Origin of the sequence: Salinigranum sp. (assembly GCF_041641895.1) — an archaeon.
Lineage (GTDB): Archaea > Halobacteriota > Halobacteria > Halobacteriales > Haloferacaceae > Salinigranum.
Window position 1 is genome coordinate 1 of sequence record NZ_JBEPXO010000037.1, and the last position, 16,409, is coordinate 16,409.

Sequence of the window (16,409 nt, forward strand, 5' to 3'; positions counted from 1 at the left end):
TCGACGATCATCTCGGCCGTCGGGTTGTCGATGTCCATCTCCTTGAGGATGGTGACGCCGTCGTTCGTGATGGTGACGTCGCCCATCGAGTCGACGAGCATCTTGTCCATCCCTTTCGGGCCGAGTGTCGAGCGTACCGCGTCGGCGACGGCACGGGCCGCACGGATGTTGTACGCCTGCGCGTCGCGGTCCTTGACGCGCTGGGAGTCCTCACCGAGAATGATCATCGGCTGTCCCTGCTGCATGCGCTGACTCATAGTACACCAGCGGATTGTTTGTGATTCTATATAAAAGCTTCGAGAACGAACCAGTTCGTTCGGCGGAGCGGTCACGAGGTGAGCGGTGGCGAACACGCCGACTGCGTGCGTTTTCCGCGCGAGGTCGTGCCAACGAATCGCACACGAATCGCGGAGCCGGTCGCGTCGTCGAGCGGCTCTTTATATATTATCCGTCGGCGGGTTCCTTCCAGTGGACGGTGACGGACCCGACGGCGAACGCGTCGCGCGAATCAGGGTCTCGGCGGATACGGAGGGTGTTCGTCCCCTCGTGGAGACTCGTCCCCGTCAGCGTGTCCACCCAGTACTGCCAGCCGTCGTTCGGCGGGATGTCGAACCCCGACAGCGGCTCACCGTTCACCTCGATTTCGTGGCCGTACTCACCGACGTCGAACGCCTGCAGGCCCACGTAGGCGTCCTGTGCGTCGTCGGTCGGGACCTCGAACTCGTAGGTGTCGGTGGTGTCGCCGACGTTGGTCGCCCAGTCGAGGTTGAGCGCCCGGCGCTCCGGTGCGAGCTGGACGCCCAGGTACAGCGTCGCGTAGTTCGCGCGGTGTGACACAGGCCGAACTACTCGTGGGTGGTGCATAAACACGGCGACATCGGTCGAAAAGGCGAACGTGACGGGAGGGAAACGAGGAACTCAGTCGTCGTCGGGAACCTCCTCCGCGATGAACTCGCCGTCGATGCCCTCCCACCGTGGTGGCTCGTCGTCGTGGTCGAGCGTCCGGAGTTCGCGCTCGTTCAGACGCTCGTCCAGCTGGGTCAGCTTGTTCTGGCCTTTCTTCTCGCGGCCACTCTTCGTGTCAGGCATTGTCAGCCACACCAACGCGAGCGAGAGGTATTAATATTTCGTCGGTGAGGAGAACGGAGTCGTGTCTGTCAGGTCGACGGCCGCTGGACGGGACGTCCGTTCGACGATCGCTCCGGAGACCGAACGAGCGTCCGGAACCGACGACCGCTCACCAGCCGCGCGTGGCCTCGGCGACGTCGTCGTCGCCGACGCGGTCGAACTCCTCGGCGAGTCGTGCCCGGACGTCGTCGGTGTCGCGGTCGGGGTCGGTCACGATGTCGAGCGCGGCCAGCAGGGCCGCACGCGTCTCCTCGAGTTCCTCGACTCGTTCGACCAGTTCTTCGCGGCTCCAGTCGTCGTACTGCGTCGTCATACGTCTCGAACCAGGCGGAGGAGACACATAAGCTGTGGTCCCGGCCGAGTTGGCTCCCAGCGGGAGCCGTCGACGACGCCGACACCGGTCGGGGCAGGCACCGTCGCCACTCTCGCGAGCGGCCGTCGACCGTTGTCTCGGCCGACTACCGCTCGTTCACCTCGAGCACCTTGCCGGCGGCGATGGTCTGACCCATGTCGCGGACGGCGAAGCTCCCGAGTTCGGGAATCTCCGAGGACGCTTCGATGCTGAGCGGCTTCTGTGGTCGGAGCGTCACCACCGCGGCGTCGCCCGCCTTGATGAAGTCGGGGTTCTCCTCGGCGACCTCTCCGGTCTTGGGGTCGAGTTTCTGGTCGATGGACTCGAACGTGACTGCCACCTGTGCCGTGTGGGCGTGCAAGACGGGCGTGTAGCCGACGGTGATGACCGAGGGGTGCTGCATGACGACGATCTGCGCCGTGAACGTCTCGGCGACCTTCGGTGGGTTCGACGCCTCGCCGCAGACGTCGCCGCGGCGAATGTCGTCCTTGCCGACGCCACGGACGTTGAACCCGACGTTGTCGCCGGGACCGGCCTCGTCGACCTCCTCGTGGTGCATCTCGACGGTCTTCACCTCCCCGCCCACGTCGCTTGGCATGAACACCACGTCCATCCCGGGCTTCAGGACCCCCGTCTCGATTCGGCCGACCGGGACCGTCCCGATACCGGAGATGGTGTAGACGTCCTGGATGGGGATGCGGAGCGGCGCGTCGGTCGGCGGCGACATCTCCGGGAGGTTGTTCAGCGCCTCCAGGACGGTGGGGCCGTCGTACCACGGCGTGTTGTCCGACTCCTCGGCGATGTTATCGCCCTCGAACGCCGAGATGGGGATGAATCGCGCGTCGTCGCTGTCGAAGCGGACCTGCCCGAGGAGTTTCTGCACCTCCGCCTTGACGTCCTCGTAGGTGTCCTCGGCGTAGTCGACGGTGTCCATCTTGTTGATGGCGACGATGAGCGTCTCGATGCCGAGCGTCTTCGAGAGGAAGACGTGCTCGCGGGTCTGGGGCGCGACGCCGTCGTCGGCGGCGACGACGAGCACCGCGTGGTCGGCCTGACTCGCCCCCGTGATCATGTTCTTCACGAAGTCGCGGTGGCCGGGCGTGTCCACGATGGTGAAGTAGTACTTGTCCGTGTCGAACCGCTGGTGGGCGATGTCGATGGTGACCCCGCGCTCGCGCTCCTCGGCGAGGTTGTCCATCACGTAAGCGAACTCGAAGCCGCCCTTGCCCTTCTCCTCGGCTTCCTCGCGGTGCTGCTCGATGACGTGCTCCGGAACGGACCCGGTCTCGAACAGGAGGCGGCCGACGAGCGTGCTCTTTCCGTGGTCGACGTGCCCGATGATTGCCAGGTTCTGGTGTGGTTTGTCTGCCATGAGAGGTTCCCCCTCGGCCGTGCGCCGTAGAGAGATGCTAGATAGGGCAGGCAAGGACAAAACGGTTCTGTGGTAGCGCCAGTGACAGGTCGCCCGACCGGGAGCCGCGGGAGTGTGGACGGCCGTGCCCGGTGACCACGTGGGGTGCTCGTGGTCCCGCGAGCGGACTGTCGACCCGTGCAGGTGCAAGCAACACGCGTTGGCCCCCACAGGTCCTCACTGTGAACGCAATGGGATACCTGTTCAGCGACGACGACCGGAACAAAGACGTTGTCACGTCCGACGGAACGCACGTCGGAACCATCCACGAGGTCAGAGACGACCAGGCCGTCGTCGACCGCGACGACGGGAGCGACCTGACGGAGAAGGTGAAGAACATGCTCGGCTGGGGCGACGACGACAACGAGGGCGAGCGTCCGAACCGAATCCGCAGTGACCACGTCGACACCGTCGACGACAACACGGTCCGTCTCCGTCAGCACTGAGCCGACCGGACGACGAGACGCCTCGTCGGGAGTGAGACCGTTCACTCGCTCCCACTCCGCTGGCTCGAACTCCTTAGCGGTGTGACCAGTCGCCGCGAGTCGCGAGTACACGCTCCGCGGTGCTCGTCACGTCGCTCGCTGTAGAACCACGCCGGGACAGGGATTTGAACCCTGGATCCCAGAGGGAACACGCTTTCCAGGCGTGCGCCTTACCACTCGGCCATCCCGGCTCGTTTCCAGCGTAATCCGGTGCGAGATTTAAGTCCTTCCTTTCGACCCCAGTCGCGGGGCGAGCTGGTACGAGAGCGCCGCTGCGACGACACCGACGAGGACGGCGACGGCGAACCGGGCGCCGAACCCCACCGTCAGGCCGGCGGCGAGGTCGTACCCCTGAACCAGCACGAGGAACGCGAGCGCACCGACGAGTCCCCAGAGGAGACTCGACTTCGTGCGGGGGGTCACTCCCCGCCCGACGCCGACTCGGGGGCGACGGCGATGGCCTCGATCTCGACGGCGGCCCCCTTCGGCAGGGCACCGACCTCGACGGCGCTCCGCGCCGGAGGTTCGTCGTCGAAGAACGTCGCGTACGTCTCGTTCATCTCGTCGAAGTCGGCGATGTCGGCGAGGAACACCGTGACCTTGAGCACGTCACCCGGGCCCGCACCCTCGGCGGCGAGGACGGCCATCACGTTCTCGAGCGCCTGTTCGGTCTGCGCGGCGACCGGGGCGTCGTCGAGAAACTCCCCCGCCGGAGTGAGCGCAATCTGCCCGGCGGTGAAGACCAGGTCGCCGGTCGTCGGTCCCTGACTGTACGCGCCGACTGCCGCGGGCGCCTCGTCCGTGGAGATGGTCCGCTTCATACGAGGCGCTCGCCCGGCACCGACAAAAAGACCGGTCGTGTGTCCCACGACGAATCCGGCCGGGGGACGCGTCGGGTCGGGACCGCGGCTCAGACGAGCACCTCGACCTCGTAGCCGTGGTCGCGGAGGTCCGCGAGGAGCGTCCGGACGTGGGAGTCCCCCCGCGTCTCGAGGTCGAGTTCCACCTCGGCGGCGTTCATCGCCACGTCCTTCGAGGTACGGTCGTGGTGGATGGCGTGGATGTTCGTCCGGTGGTCGACGAGGATGTCCGTGAGGTGCAACAGGGCACCGGGGCGGTCCTTCAGCACCGTCCTGATGCGGAGGTAGCGACCCGTCTCGACGAGGCCGCGCATCAACACCGTCGTGAGGACGTTGAGGTCGATGTTGCCGCCACACAGCGCGGGGACGATGACCTCTCCCTCGTCGTAGTCGAACGCCTCCGCGAGGACGGCCGCGAGGGGAACCGCGCCCGCTCCTTCGACGAGCGTCTTCGAGCGTTCCAGCAGGTGGGTGACGGCCATCGCGATCTCCTCGTCGGAGACGGTCACCACCTCGTCGACCCGTTCGCGGATGACCTCGAACGTCCGGTCGCCGACGCGCCGGGTGGCGATGCCGTCGGCGATGGTGTCGACGGCGTCGAGTTCGACGATTTCCCCCTTCTGGAGCGATTCGGCGAGGCTCGACGCCCCCGCCGCCTGCACGCCGACGACGCGGGTGTCGGGCGACTTCGCCTTCACCGCCGTCGCGACGCCCGAGATGAGGCCGCCGCCGCCGATGCCGACGACGACGGTGTCGACGTCGGGACACTGCTCGACAATTTCGAGGCCGAGCGTCCCCTGGCCGGCCATCACCGCCGGGTCGTCGAACGCATGGACGTAGGTCCGACCCTCCTCCCGTTCGATTCGGTGGGCCTTCTCCTGTGATTCGCTGTAGTCGACGCCGTGGAGGACGACCCGGCCGCCGTACCGCTTGGTGGCGTTGACCTTCGAGATGGGGGCGAACTCCGGCATGACGATGGTCGAGTCGACCCCCGCGCGGGTCGCCGCCAGCGCGACGCCCTGCGCGTGGTTCCCCGCACTCGCGGTGACCACGCCCGCGTCCCGTTCCTCCTCCGACAGGGTCGCGATGCGGTTCGTCGCGCCGCGAATCTTGAACGCCCCCGTCCGTTGGAAGTTCTCCAGTTTCAGACGGACGTCCGCACCGGTCATCCGCGAGAATGTGTGTGAGTCCTGCAGCGGGGTTCGCCGTGCGACAGCCTCGACGCGAGGCTGGGCTTCGAGCACGTCGTCCAGCGAGAGCATGGACCGAATTGCCCGGGCGGGGCGATAACGGTTGGGTGTGCCTGCCGACCCGACGGGTCGCCGGCGGGTGTTCACGGGCGAGAGCGACGTGAGAAAGAACCGGTACGTCCGCGACTGCGTCGGTGGCGTCGTTCGCGTCTTCTGGGGGAATGCATACGCGTGTGACGCGCAACTGGACGTAGCACGGGAGTAGATATAAACGTCAGCCGAGCGCGGTGAAAGTGAAACTGTGTGACAGCGATGCCCTCGCCCGCGGCGTCGGACGTCCGTCGTGCGAACCGGCCGGAACGAGCGCGCCCGGTCAGCGGTCGACGACCGGTTCGACGACGACGTCGCGCCGCGCGAGGAACGCCCGGACGCGCGCGGCGAACGGACCCTCACCGGGCCAGTCGGCGTCGGCGTCGAGACGGTCCGGGTCGCCGACGTAGACGGCCGCCTCGCCCCCGTCGGTCCGCGGAACCGAGACGCGGACGTACAGGCCGTCGTCGACGCCCTCGTAGTCGTCGATGCGGTCGACCGCCTCGGTCCGGAGGAGTCGACCCGCCGCCTCTCCCCCGGGAGCGAGCGTCGGATACCGCCCCTCGACGAGGTGGAGACCACGGAGGCGCGCCGGCCCGACGAACGCGTACGAGTCTACCAGGTCGGCGACTCGCTCGGGGTTCGTCAGCGTGCCGTAGACGAAGACGTCCATAGCGGGGGGACGTGACGCGACGGTAAAAATGCCACAGCGCGGTCAGTGTTCGGCGGCGACGCTCCGGACGTCGGCCGACCCGCACCCGGGACAGGAGACCCGCGCCATGTGGGCCTCGTCGGTCACGAAGTGTTCTGAGCAGGCCAGACACTGGTACTCGTACTCCCTGGACGGTTCGCGTCCCAGCATCGACGTGAGTCGCTTCATCAGTGACATCTGTGGACACACCCCACGCTAGTGACGCTGCGCCAACACGATAAATCGTCGAGAGGCCCGTCAGTATCTGGTATCGACGGGGGCGGCGAGCAGGAGGAGTGACGACCGTTATCGCTCGTCGAGCGGCACGAGTGTCTGGTCGCGCGGCCCCACGTACCGGGCGCGCGGGCGGATGAGGCGGTTGTCCTCGTACTGCTCGAGGACGTGCGCGATCCAGCCGCCGGCGCGCGACATCGCGAAGATGGGGGTGTAGACGTCGATGGGGATGCCCATCTGGTAGTACGTCGACGCGGAGTAGAAGTCGACGTTCGGCGCGAGACCCTTCTCCTCCATCATGTACTCCTCGATGGCGACGGAGTAGTCGTACCACTTCATGTCGCCGGCGGCCTCCGCGAGCGCCTCCGACTGCTCGCCGAGAATCTCCGCCCGTGGGTCCTTCACGTTGTAGACCCGGTGACCGAAGCCGGCGACGCGCTTGCCCTCGTCGAGCGCGTGTTTCACCCACGCGGTGGGGTCCATCCCGCTCTCGTCGACCTCCTGGAGCATCCGCATCACGTTCTGGTTGGCGCCGCCGTGGAGCGACCCGGCGAGCGTCCCGATGGCGGAAGTGACCGCCGAGTGGAGGTCCGAGAGGGTCGACGCCGTGACCATCGCCGAGAACGTCGAGGCGTTGAGGCCGTGGTCGGCGTGGAGGACGAGCGCCTGGTCGAACACCTCCGAGAGGACGTCGTCGGGCTCCTCGTCGTTGAGCATGTAGAGGAAGTTCGCGGCGTGCGAGAGGTCCTCGCGGGGAGCCACGGGGTCGTCGCCGTCGCGGAGGCGCTTGAACGCCGCCAACGCCGTGGGAATCTTCGCGGTGATGCGCCGTCCCTTCCGGATGTTCGCCTCGCGGTCTGTCACCGCCTCGGCGTCGAACGTGGCCTCGTCGTCGTTCGCAGCGAGCTGAGAGACGACCGTACGGAGCGCGGCCATCGGGTTCTCGTCCGCCTCGACGAGTGACTCGATGGTGCGGTGGACGTTCTCGTCGAGCGAGCGTTCGGCGGCCATCGCCGACGAGAACTCCGCCAGTTCGTCGCGGTTCGGGAGGTGTCCGTACCAGAGGAGGTAGACGACCTCCTCGTAGGAAGCGCCCTCTGCGAGGTCGGCGATGTCGTACCCACGATAGACGAGCTGGCCGGCGTCACCGTCGATAAAACTGAGCTCCGACTCCGCGACAAGGACGCCCTCCAGCCCCCGTTTCAGGTCGTCTGACATACGACCTGATTTCAGACCCGCTCAAAAAAGCGTTATCGTTCGGTGCGCCGAACGCCGGAACCGTGCGGACGTGACGAGCCGAAACCGCCCGACTGCAGACGAATCAACCGTTCACGTGATAGCCAGGCTCCATCTGTGTTTATGCTCTCAGCCACCGAACCGTGAGGGTCTATGAGCGATTCAGTAGGCGAGACGACGAGAACGACGGACGACACACCCCGCGTCGGCCGCAGGGCCGTCCTGCAGGCGGCGGGTGCGACGATGGCCGGGAGCCTCCTCGTGGGGCGGGCCGGCGCGACCCACGGCGACGACAGCACGTACACTGCCTGGGGCCGACCGGTCGAGATAGCCGACGACGTCGACGTGCGGACGTTCGCGACGCTCACCTCGCGTGGCGTCCCCGTCGAGGTCGGCGTCCACCTCCCCACCGAGGCGCTGCGCGTCCTCCCGGCGGGGATGGCGATGTACGCCCTCTCTCTCCCGCGGGCGCTGTCCAAGCGTGACACCCACGCGTTCACCTACGTCGGGTTCGACTGGGCCCCGACCGGCCACCCGGGTCCGATGTACGAGGTGCCGCACTTCGACGTGCACTTCCACATGCTCGACGAGTCGGTAGTCGAGGCAATCGGTCCCGCCGCCGCGGCGTACGACGTCGCTCCCGAGCGGATGCCCGCCGGGTACGCGTTCGCCCCCGGCCGCGAAATCGTGCCGGCGATGGGAGAGCACCTACTCGACTTCTCGTCGCCCGAGTTCAACGGCGAGGCGTTCACGGAGACGTTCATCTACGGCGCGTACAGCCGTGACGGGTCGTTCGATCCCGAGACGGGGGCGTTCGGCGCGGGCACCACCGGCGAGATAACGTTCTTCGAACCGATGGTGACGAAGGCGTTCCTCGAAGCCGGCGGGTCGGTGCGGAAGCCCATCGAGCGACCGCAGGGGTTCGCCGTCGCGGGCTACTACCCGACCACCTACGCCATCGAGGACCGGCGCGAGTGGCGGGCGTACGTCGTGACGCTGGAAGACTTCGAGTGGTTCGACGCGGTCTGAGTCGGGCGCGCAAGCGACCCTTTTTTGCTCCGGGGAGGGTACTCGCGGGCATGTACCCCGAGGACGTGGAGTACGAACCGGTCAGCGTGAAGGCGGTGCTCGCGGAGATGAAAGACACCGCCGAACTGCTCATCGACCTCTCGTACTCCGCGGTCCTCCTCGGGAGCGACGAGATCGCCCGCGAGGTGCTGGTGCTCGAAGAGCGGATGGACATCCTCCAACTCCAGGCGCGGATGAGTCTGCTGATGGCTGCTCGGAGCCCCGAGGACGCCGAGGAACTCGCCCCGGTGCTGGGCGTGGTCGGCGCGGCGGAGAAGATATCGAACGCGGCGGGCGACATCGCGAAGATAGTCATCGAGGACATGGGCCTCCCCGACGCCATCCGGTCGGCGCTCCCGGAGGCGACGGAGATACTCGTCCGCGTCCCCGTCGGCGTCGACTCGCCCTACCACGGCCACTCGCTCGGCGAACTCAACGTGGAGACCGAGACGGGCGTGCGAGTCATCGCCATCCGGCGCGAGCAGGCCACCGGGAAGCGACGGTGGATCACGAACCCGACCCGCGAGAGCGTCCTCCAGTCGGGCGACATCCTCCTCCTGCGCGGCCCGGAGACCGGACTCGCCGAGGTGTACGAGCGCGCCAGCGGCACGCCGTACGAACCCATCGACCCGCCGGAGGCACCCATCGACGACCTCGAACGGGCCGTCGACTCCATCGTGTTGATGAAGAACATGAGTGAACTCGCCGTCGACCTGGCCTACGGAGCCGTCCTCTTCGACAGCGAGGGCGTCGCCGAGGAGGTGGCCGAACTCGAGGCAGAGGTGGACGCGCTCAAGTCGCGGTTCGAGGCGTGGACGCTCCGGGCGGCCGCCCGCGTCGACGACCCCATCGCGCTCCGTGGGCTGATGCATCTGGCCGTCTCCACCGAGGTCATCTCCGACGCGGCGCTGGAGATAAGCGAAGGCGTCCTCCACGGTCTGGCGGCGCACCCAGTCGTCGCGGCCGCGGTCAAGGAGTCCGACGAGGTCATCGTCCGGTTGACCGTCGCGCCCGACAGCGACCTCGCGGGGACGACCATCGGCGACCAGATGATTCAGACCGAGACCGGGATGCGCATCATCGCCGTCCGCCGCGGAGGGGCGGGGAGCGACTGGGTGGTCCAGCCAGGTCCGGAGACGGGACTCGGCGGGGGCGACGTCATCGTCGCGAAGGGCACTCGCGCGGGGACGGCCCGCCTCGGAGAACTCGCCGGCGACCAGCCCGACGTCGGCGAGTGACCGCGCGTGGTGACAGCGGGCTGTTACGCTTCGGGTTCCGCAGCACACAGGCTTATCCGCGCTCTCTCCCTCTGTCGTCTATGAGTATCGTCGCGGAGTTCACTATCGAGGCCGAGCAGTTCCTGTTAGGGCGAGTGCTCCGCGCAGGCGGCGGGATGGACATCGAAATCGAACGCGTCGTCCCCGCCTCGAAGCAGGTCATGCCGTACGTCTGGGTGAGTGGGGGCGACCGGACGGAGTTCGAAGCGGCCGTCAGAGCGACCGACGAGGTGCGCGAACTGCTCCACCTCGACACCATCGGCGAACGCTCCCTGTACCGAATCGGCTGGGACGAGACTGTCGAGAGCCTCATCTACGGGATGGTCGAGACGAACGCGACTATCCTCGAGGCGCACGGCCGGGACAACTGGCTCTTTCGGATCCGCTTCAACGACCACGAGTCGCTGTCGGCGTTCAGCGAGTACTGTCAGATACACGAGATCCGTCTCAACGTCCGGCGCGTCCACAGCCTTACCGCCGACGAACTCGACACCGACCCCTTCGACCTCACGAACGAACAGCGAGCGGCGCTCGAACTCGCGCTGGAGAAGGGGTACTTCGAGGTACCGCGGCGGGCGACGCTGTCCGACCTCGCGGACGACCTCGGCGTCTCCCAGCAGGCCGTCTCGGAGCGACTCCGACGGGGGACCCAGAAGGTGGTGCAGTCGATCGTCGACGACGCGTTCAAGTCACCTGTCCGATAATTCTCGGGCGGGATAGATAGCTGGCTTGAGCGAACAAGCCGAACCGCCTTGCGCGTGGAGCGGGAGAGAGTGATATGACGCGAACTGGCAGGGCGGGCGAGGACGACCGACTCGTCGGTGAACTGGTCGTCTCCCCGCAGCGACGTGACGTCGTGGGGTTTCTCAGAGACAACGGTGGGGTAGCGACGTTCGACGAAGTCGTCGACGTGCTCGACGGGGAGTCCGACCGGCCCTTGACTGCCGTGCGGCTCCATCACGTCCACCTCCCGAAACTCCAGGCCGCCGGGGCCGTCGAGTGGGACGAGGAGACGGGCGAGATTCGGCTGACGCCGCGAGCACGAGCGACGGTGACGAGCGACATCATCGGACGCCTCGCGGGCGACTGACCCGGCCGGTCGGTCGGCCGGGCAGCCTCACTCGGCGAGTTCTCGGGAGAGTCGGTACGCGGAGACGACGGTGAGCAGCGCCGTCACGAGTAGCGCCGTCGCCGACGCGAGGACGAACGCGAGGAGGAGGAACCACCCCTCGGGACCGAGGAACGGGTACTGTCGCGTGCCGGCGAACGGACCGAACAGTTCGAGGACGCGGAACAGGTAGACGGCGACGGCGAGTGCCACGCCGGTGAGCACGCCCAGTTTCGCGTTCCGCGGGACGTTCAACGCCTGCACGAGGCCACCCGAGGCGGGGCGACCGGGAACCTCGTCTGTCACGGCTAGAGGGGAGGACCCGGGCGATAAATCGGCGTCGGTTCCAGCGGCGGCTACCGATAGGCCTCGAACTCCTCGCCGGCGACGAGGAAGTAGCCGGTGCCGAGGAGGCCGACGACGGTGGCGACGCCGAACGCGACGGCCGGCGACCCCGCGTAGAGCCACCCGCCGACGGCGGCGCTCGGGATGGTGACCGCGTTGCGGACGAGGTAGTACGAGCCGACGACGCGCCCCCCCGTGTTGGCCTTCGCGGGGCCGACGATGAGCGCCTTGTGCGCCGGCAGTCCCGCGAAGCGGAGCCCCGAGAGCGCGAAGAGGAGACCGACGACGAGCGGGTCCGCCGGTGCGGAGACGAGGAGGACGGGGAAGACGGCGTAGACGGCGAAGCCGAGGGCGACGACGGGCTTCAGCCCCACGCGCTCGGCGAGTTTCGCCACCGGGACCATCGTCAGGAGGGCGACGGCCATCTCCACGGCGAGGAGGACGCCGAAGAACGCGTCCGGCGAGAGCCGTCCCACGAGCGGGAGCGTCACGGAGACTTCGAGGAACTCGGTGACGACGATGACGAAGAAGACGTACACCATCCCGTTGGCGAACCGGACGAGGGTGTCGCCGACGAGCAGCGGCTTCAGCGGCGCGGGGAGCGACCGGAGGTCGTCGACGACTGTCTCGACGCCCTCGAACGACTTCCCGAACGAGTCCGCGGAGGAGTCGTAGAGGACGTGTTGAGCGAGGGTGCCGACGGCCCCGAACCCGGCGGCGACGAGGAGGACGTAGCGAAACCCGACGTCGAAGGCGAACCGCGCGAGGATGGCCGCCGCGAGGAGCGGTCCGAGGAGGAACGCCAGTCGGCGGACCGTCTCGGTCGACGCGAACCCGGTCGCCAGTCGCTCCGGCGCGACGCTCTGTTTGACGACGGCGAACGTCGCGCCGAGCCCGAACGATTTCCACGCCTGCGAGAGCACCAGACCGAGGAAGACGACGACGACACCCGCCGACGTGGGGCCGAGGGGGACGTCGGCGAGCGGACCGGCGGCGTACCAGACGAGGAAACCGAGCGTCGACGCGAGGCCGAACGCCGTGAGTGCGACGCGCGAACCGATGCGGTCGGAGACGGCACCGCCCGGGTAGGGGTAGACGGCGCTGATGAGGTTCCCGAAGCTCCCGTAGAGGCCGATGGCGAGGCTCCCGGCACCGATGACGCTCAGGTACCGCGGCATGTACCGGCCGGTCATCTGGAAGCCGAGGCTGAACGCGAACATCGCCACGGAGAGGACGAGGACGTCGCCGTCGAGCGCGAGGAACTGTCGGAGGGTCCCGCGGACGCCGGTCTCCGTGTCTGTCATCGACGGAAGTTCCGGGCGAGGCGAAAAATAGCTCTCGATGGGACTAACAGACGAGAACAGTCCACAGGGGAGCGCTCCGGAGCGGCCCGAGTCAGAGGTCGAGCCAGTCGGTCGACCGACTCGGTGGGATGGAGAGGCGCTGCTCCGTGGCGGGCGTGTCGCGGAGGTCGACGAACGCGTCGAACAGGCGCTCGGTCGGGAGCGACGAGAGGTCCGCGCGCGGGCCGGGGTACCGGTAGTGGCCCATCCCTCGCACGCTCGAGACGGCGTCCGTCACGCTCCGGAGGAACCGTTCGGTGGCGCGGACGTCGTGGTCGGCCAGGAGCGCGTCGAGCGACGTGACCACGAGACGGAGTTCGCCGCCGACGAGTGGCGGGGAGAGCGAGTCGAATCCGGTGACGGTCTCGGCGACGCGACGGGAGAGAGTCGCGAGCGAGTCTCCACCGTCTCCGTCGTCGGAAGGCGTGCGGTGCTGCACGACGCGGACGCTCCGGTCGGCAGTGGAGACGCCGGGCGGCAACAGTCCGTCCACCGGCTCTGACTCACCCGTCTGGACGAGCACCCGCTTCCGGTCGAGGTTCGGCGAACCGAGCAGTCGCTGTGAGGCGCGGTTCGCCGTCGACTCCGAGACGGCACCGGAGACCAGCAAGTTACAGCCGTCACGTTTGAACCGAGGGAGGAGTTCGACCGCCGACGGACCGTGCTCTCCCCCCACGGCTCGGCGGTCTCCCGACATATATTACAACAATCAATCTACGGATATAAAACTTGTTGCAACTTTCATATAACATCGTTCGTCCTGAAACGAACTGTCCGGTGTGCGTGAGAGTCGGGGCGGGAGCCCGGACGCGACCAGGAACGGCGGACCGAACCCGTAAAGGGGAGGCCGAACCAGTGTCGAACAATGACATCACTCGGAACGGCGGACGCAGCCCCCGGGGAGGTGGCGACGGGACAACTCGAAGTCGGGGAGACCCGGGACGGGAGCCCCATCGGGCTCCCAGTCGCCGTCGTCAACGGCGCGTCGGCCGGGGACACGCTGTACGTGCAGGCGGTCAGTGACGGCGACGAACTCAACGGTGTGGGCGTCATCAGTCGTGTCGTCCCGCAGTTGGATCCCCGGGAGCTCTCCGGGACGGTCCTGTTCGTCGGTATCGTCAACTACCACGCCTACCAGGTGGGCGAACACCGCAACCCCATCGACGACCGGAAGCTGAACCGGACCTACCCGGGCGACCGGAACGGGACGTCGTCGGAGCGCATCAGTCACGCGACGTTCCAGGCGGCGCGGGAGGCGGACCTCATCCTCGACCTCCACCAGGGGTCGACGAGCCGGATGATCGACGAGACCCGGGTGCGGTGTGGCTCGCGGCACCGCCTCCACCGCGAGTGTCTCCGCCTCGCGAAGACGTTCGACTGCGGCTATATCCTCGACCAGAAGGGGCCCGACGGTCAACTCGCCCGGGCCGGCCCCGACGAGGGCATCCCCACCATCGACCCCGAACTCGGCGGGAGCGTCGGGTGGGACGAGTCGAGCATCCAGCGGGGCATCGACGGCGTCTTCAACGTGCTCAGAGGGTACGGCTTCCTCGAGGGGAGTGTCGACCCCGGACGGCAGGTCCGCGCGAAGGGGTTCGACCAGTACGGGTCGCCCAACGGCGGCCTCGTCCACTTCACGAAAGAACTCCGCGACGAAGTCGAAATCGGCGACACCCTGTTCAAGGTGACGGACCCGTTCGGGAACGTGAAGGCGCGCGTCACCGCCGACAGTTCGGGTATCTTCTGGCGGACGCGTCGCCTCCCGCAGGTCGCGACCGGCGAGTACGTCTGTTCGGTTGGGACGGACGTCGACTCCTACTGACCCACCTCTGTCGAGGTGCGACACGCCCGTGCGGGCCGGTCGCACCAGAAAAATCCGGACCGAAGACGTCCGACCCTGGCTCGGCCGGTTTCGTCCCCCGACGGGTGGGGCGGAGTGACTACCTTCTTGTGCCGTCTCGTCCGACTCGAACGTATGCCCGCCTCGCTCTCCTGTCCCGCCTGCGGCTCGACGTTCGAGGACCGCTGGCGGTGTCGCTGTGGCGCCCCGCTTCGATTCGCCGACCGACCGCTCCCCGGGGGACCGGCGCCCGACCCCGACGAACTGGACCGCGACCGCGGCCTCTGGGCGTTCGACGACTTCCTCCCCGTCGACCGCGAGGTGACGCTCGGCGAGGGCTGGACGCCGCTCGTCCCGTCCGAGGAGTGGGACGCCGCGTTCAAACTGGAGTACGTCTTCCCGACGGGGAGCTTCAAGGACCGCGGGGCGGCGACCACGCTGTCGAGAGCGGTCGAACTCGGCGTCGACACGGTCGTCGAGGACTCCTCCGGCAACGCGGGCGCGGCCATCGCGACCTACGCCGCCCGTGCCGGCGTCGACGCCGAGATATACGTCCCGGCCGACGTCAAGCAGTCGAAGCTCCGGGCCATCGCGCGGGCCGGCGCGACGCCCGTCCGCGTCGAGGGGGAGCGAGCGGACGTCACCGCGGCCTGCGTCGAGGCTGTCGAGTCGGGGGAGGGGTGGTACGCGAGCCACGCGTGGAACCCCGCCTTCTTCGCCGGCACCGCGACGGTCGCACTCGAAATCGCCGCCCAGCGTGACTGGTCGGTCCCCGACGCGTTCGTCACGCCGCTGGGGCACGGAACGCTCTTCCTCGGGGCGTACCGTGGGTTCCGCGCCCTGTCCGAGGCGGGGTGGACCGACCGAATCCCGCGGCTCCTCGGCGCACAGGCCGCCGGCTACGCGCCCATCGCCGACGCCCTCCACGGGAGCGACGACGACGCCCCGAACGAGATGGCCGACGGCATCCAGATACGCGACCCGGTCCAGCGCGACGCTATCCTGGCGGCGCTCGACGACACCGACGGCGACGTCGTCGCCCTGTCCGAGGCGGCGGTCGAACGAGAACTCGACGCGCTCCACGCGCGGGGGTTCTACACCGAACCGACCTGTGCCGTCGCGCCCGCGGCGCTCCGGGCGTTCAGAGACCGGGGCGTCGTGGACGCGGACGACGACGTCGTGGTCGCACTCACCGGGAGCGGACTGAAGGGCTGATGGTCGCTCGAACCCCCTCGTACTGTCCCGACTGCGGGAGTCGCGTCGAAACCGTCGAGGACGAGGGACGCACCCGCCGGCGCTGTCCCTCGTGTGCGAGAATCGTGTTCCGGAACCCCGTCCCGGGGGCGGGCGTGGTGGTGGTCGACGGCGACCACGTCCTGCTCGTCCAGCGCGGCATCGACCCCGGGGCGGGGAAGTGGTGCGACCCCGGCGGCCACCTCGAGGTGGACGAACCACCCGACGTCGCGGCCGCCCGCGAACTCGAAGAGGAGACCGGCCTCGCCGTCGACCCGGCCGCCCTCACCCTCGTCGACGCGGTCCAGATGGAGCCGTGGGGCGAGAAGTACATCGTCTCGGTGGGGTACGCCGTCGCCCGCGAGGAGACGACCGGCGACCTCTCGGCCGGCACGGACGCCCGGGCGGCACGATTCGTCCACCGCGACGACTGCTCCGGCCTGGCGTTCGCCTTCGCGTACGTCCCCGCCCGCATCGACCGCGCGTTCGCGCTGTTCGAGTGACCGGCCGGAGAGGGA

22 protein-coding genes and 1 tRNA gene are annotated in these 16,409 nt (G+C 68.1%); 8 read left to right on the forward strand and 15 right to left on the reverse strand.

What is annotated here, in order from left to right:
• The 5 genes from ACESK5_RS09685 to tuf form a co-directional block, all read right to left on the reverse strand.
• Window positions 1-257 (reverse strand): TCP-1/cpn60 chaperonin family protein (locus ACESK5_RS09685; protein ID WP_372911358.1); only part of this gene is annotated, 257 nt, incomplete at its 3' end.
• A 187-nt stretch (window positions 258-444) separates the two neighbouring features.
• Entirely contained in the window at window positions 445-837 is a 393-nt protein-coding gene (locus ACESK5_RS09690; protein WP_372911359.1) for a hypothetical protein, read from the reverse strand.
• Window positions 838-918: 81 nt separating this feature from the next.
• Window positions 919-1,089, reverse strand: coding sequence for a hypothetical protein (locus ACESK5_RS09695; RefSeq protein ID WP_372911360.1), 171 nt, complete (start codon window positions 1,087-1,089; stop codon window positions 919-921).
• 148 nt (window positions 1,090-1,237) lie between these two features.
• Window positions 1,238-1,441 (reverse strand): hypothetical protein, encoded by a 204-nt coding sequence (locus ACESK5_RS09700; protein WP_372911361.1) that lies wholly within the window; start codon window positions 1,439-1,441, stop codon window positions 1,238-1,240.
• Between the two features lie 145 nt (window positions 1,442-1,586).
• A complete protein-coding gene (gene tuf, locus ACESK5_RS09705; protein WP_372911362.1) occupies window positions 1,587-2,852 on the reverse strand; it encodes a translation elongation factor EF-1 subunit alpha in 1,266 nt (421 codons plus the stop codon).
• Window positions 2,853-3,082: 230 nt separating this feature from the next.
• On the opposite strand from tuf, the gene ACESK5_RS09710 reads away from it, so the two are divergent.
• Entirely contained in the window at window positions 3,083-3,337 is a 255-nt protein-coding gene (locus tag ACESK5_RS09710) for a hypothetical protein (protein WP_372911363.1), read from the forward strand.
• A 149-nt stretch (window positions 3,338-3,486) separates the two neighbouring features.
• Here ACESK5_RS09710 and ACESK5_RS09715 read toward each other — a convergent pair.
• The 7 genes from ACESK5_RS09715 to citZ all read right to left on the reverse strand — a co-directional run bounded on the left by ACESK5_RS09715 (window position 3,487) and on the right by citZ (window position 7,659).
• Window positions 3,487-3,567: transfer RNA gene (locus ACESK5_RS09715), tRNA-Ser, on the reverse strand.
• Between the two features lie 28 nt (window positions 3,568-3,595).
• The gene (locus ACESK5_RS09720; RefSeq protein WP_372911364.1) at window positions 3,596-3,799 is read right to left on the reverse strand and encodes a hypothetical protein; all 204 of its coding nucleotides are present in this window, start codon (window positions 3,797-3,799) and stop codon (window positions 3,596-3,598) included.
• Window positions 3,796-4,197, reverse strand: a complete 402-nt coding sequence (locus ACESK5_RS09725) for a Rid family detoxifying hydrolase (protein ID WP_372911365.1) — start codon at window positions 4,195-4,197, stop codon at window positions 3,796-3,798. Before ACESK5_RS09725 ends, ACESK5_RS09720 begins: the two co-directional genes overlap by 4 nt.
• Before the next feature lie 89 nt (window positions 4,198-4,286).
• Window positions 4,287-5,498: a threonine ammonia-lyase gene (ilvA, locus tag ACESK5_RS09730; RefSeq protein ID WP_372911366.1), complete on the reverse strand. Its 1,212-nt coding sequence runs from the start codon at window positions 5,496-5,498 to the stop codon at window positions 4,287-4,289.
• Window positions 5,499-5,799: 301 nt separating this feature from the next.
• Window positions 5,800-6,189 (reverse strand): gamma-glutamylcyclotransferase, encoded by a 390-nt coding sequence (locus ACESK5_RS09735; RefSeq protein WP_372911367.1) that lies wholly within the window; start codon window positions 6,187-6,189, stop codon window positions 5,800-5,802.
• Between the two features lie 42 nt (window positions 6,190-6,231).
• Window positions 6,232-6,396: a hypothetical protein gene (locus tag ACESK5_RS09740; RefSeq protein ID WP_372911368.1), complete on the reverse strand. Its 165-nt coding sequence runs from the start codon at window positions 6,394-6,396 to the stop codon at window positions 6,232-6,234.
• A gap of 117 nt (window positions 6,397-6,513) precedes the next feature.
• Window positions 6,514-7,659 (reverse strand): citrate synthase, encoded by a 1,146-nt coding sequence (gene citZ, locus ACESK5_RS09745; protein ID WP_372911369.1) that lies wholly within the window; start codon window positions 7,657-7,659, stop codon window positions 6,514-6,516.
• A gap of 171 nt (window positions 7,660-7,830) precedes the next feature.
• Here citZ and ACESK5_RS09750 point away from each other — a divergent pair, with 171 nt between their 5' ends.
• The 4 genes from ACESK5_RS09750 (at window position 7,831) to ACESK5_RS09765 (ending at window position 11,112) form a co-directional block, all read left to right on the forward strand.
• Window positions 7,831-8,706, forward strand: coding sequence for a hypothetical protein (locus ACESK5_RS09750; RefSeq protein WP_372911370.1), 876 nt, complete (start codon window positions 7,831-7,833; stop codon window positions 8,704-8,706).
• A 50-nt stretch (window positions 8,707-8,756) separates the two neighbouring features.
• Window positions 8,757-9,983, forward strand: coding sequence for a potassium channel family protein (locus ACESK5_RS09755; RefSeq protein ID WP_372911371.1), 1,227 nt, complete (start codon window positions 8,757-8,759; stop codon window positions 9,981-9,983).
• Window positions 9,984-10,063: 80 nt separating this feature from the next.
• Window positions 10,064-10,726, forward strand: coding sequence for a helix-turn-helix domain-containing protein (locus ACESK5_RS09760; RefSeq protein ID WP_372911372.1), 663 nt, complete (start codon window positions 10,064-10,066; stop codon window positions 10,724-10,726).
• Window positions 10,727-10,800: 74 nt separating this feature from the next.
• Complete coding sequence (locus ACESK5_RS09765) at window positions 10,801-11,112, forward strand: hypothetical protein (protein WP_372911373.1); 312 nt, start codon at window positions 10,801-10,803, stop codon at window positions 11,110-11,112.
• Between the two features lie 27 nt (window positions 11,113-11,139).
• Here ACESK5_RS09765 and ACESK5_RS09770 read toward each other — a convergent pair whose 3' ends face one another.
• The 3 genes from ACESK5_RS09770 to ACESK5_RS09780 all read right to left on the reverse strand — a co-directional run bounded on the left by ACESK5_RS09770 (window position 11,140) and on the right by ACESK5_RS09780 (window position 13,515).
• Window positions 11,140-11,436, reverse strand: a complete 297-nt coding sequence (locus ACESK5_RS09770) for a hypothetical protein (protein WP_372911374.1) — start codon at window positions 11,434-11,436, stop codon at window positions 11,140-11,142.
• 50 nt (window positions 11,437-11,486) lie between these two features.
• On the reverse strand, window positions 11,487-12,779 hold the full coding sequence (locus ACESK5_RS09775) for an MFS transporter (protein WP_372911375.1): 1,293 nt from the start codon (window positions 12,777-12,779) through the stop codon (window positions 11,487-11,489).
• Between the two features lie 91 nt (window positions 12,780-12,870).
• Complete coding sequence (locus tag ACESK5_RS09780; RefSeq protein ID WP_372911376.1) at window positions 12,871-13,515, reverse strand: hypothetical protein; 645 nt, start codon at window positions 13,513-13,515, stop codon at window positions 12,871-12,873.
• 168 nt (window positions 13,516-13,683) lie between these two features.
• On the opposite strand from ACESK5_RS09780, the gene ACESK5_RS09785 reads away from it, so the two are divergent.
• The 3 genes from ACESK5_RS09785 to ACESK5_RS09795 all read left to right on the forward strand — a co-directional run bounded on the left by ACESK5_RS09785 (window position 13,684) and on the right by ACESK5_RS09795 (window position 16,394).
• The gene (locus ACESK5_RS09785; RefSeq protein WP_372911377.1) at window positions 13,684-14,640 is read left to right on the forward strand and encodes a succinylglutamate desuccinylase/aspartoacylase family protein; all 957 of its coding nucleotides are present in this window, start codon (window positions 13,684-13,686) and stop codon (window positions 14,638-14,640) included.
• A 153-nt stretch (window positions 14,641-14,793) separates the two neighbouring features.
• Entirely contained in the window at window positions 14,794-15,873 is a 1,080-nt protein-coding gene (locus ACESK5_RS09790) for a pyridoxal-phosphate dependent enzyme (protein ID WP_372911378.1), read from the forward strand.
• Complete coding sequence (locus ACESK5_RS09795) at window positions 15,873-16,394, forward strand: NUDIX domain-containing protein (protein ID WP_372911379.1); 522 nt, start codon at window positions 15,873-15,875, stop codon at window positions 16,392-16,394. The genes ACESK5_RS09790 and ACESK5_RS09795 overlap by 1 nt, the downstream gene beginning before the upstream one ends.
• Window positions 16,395-16,409 lie beyond the last annotated feature (15 nt).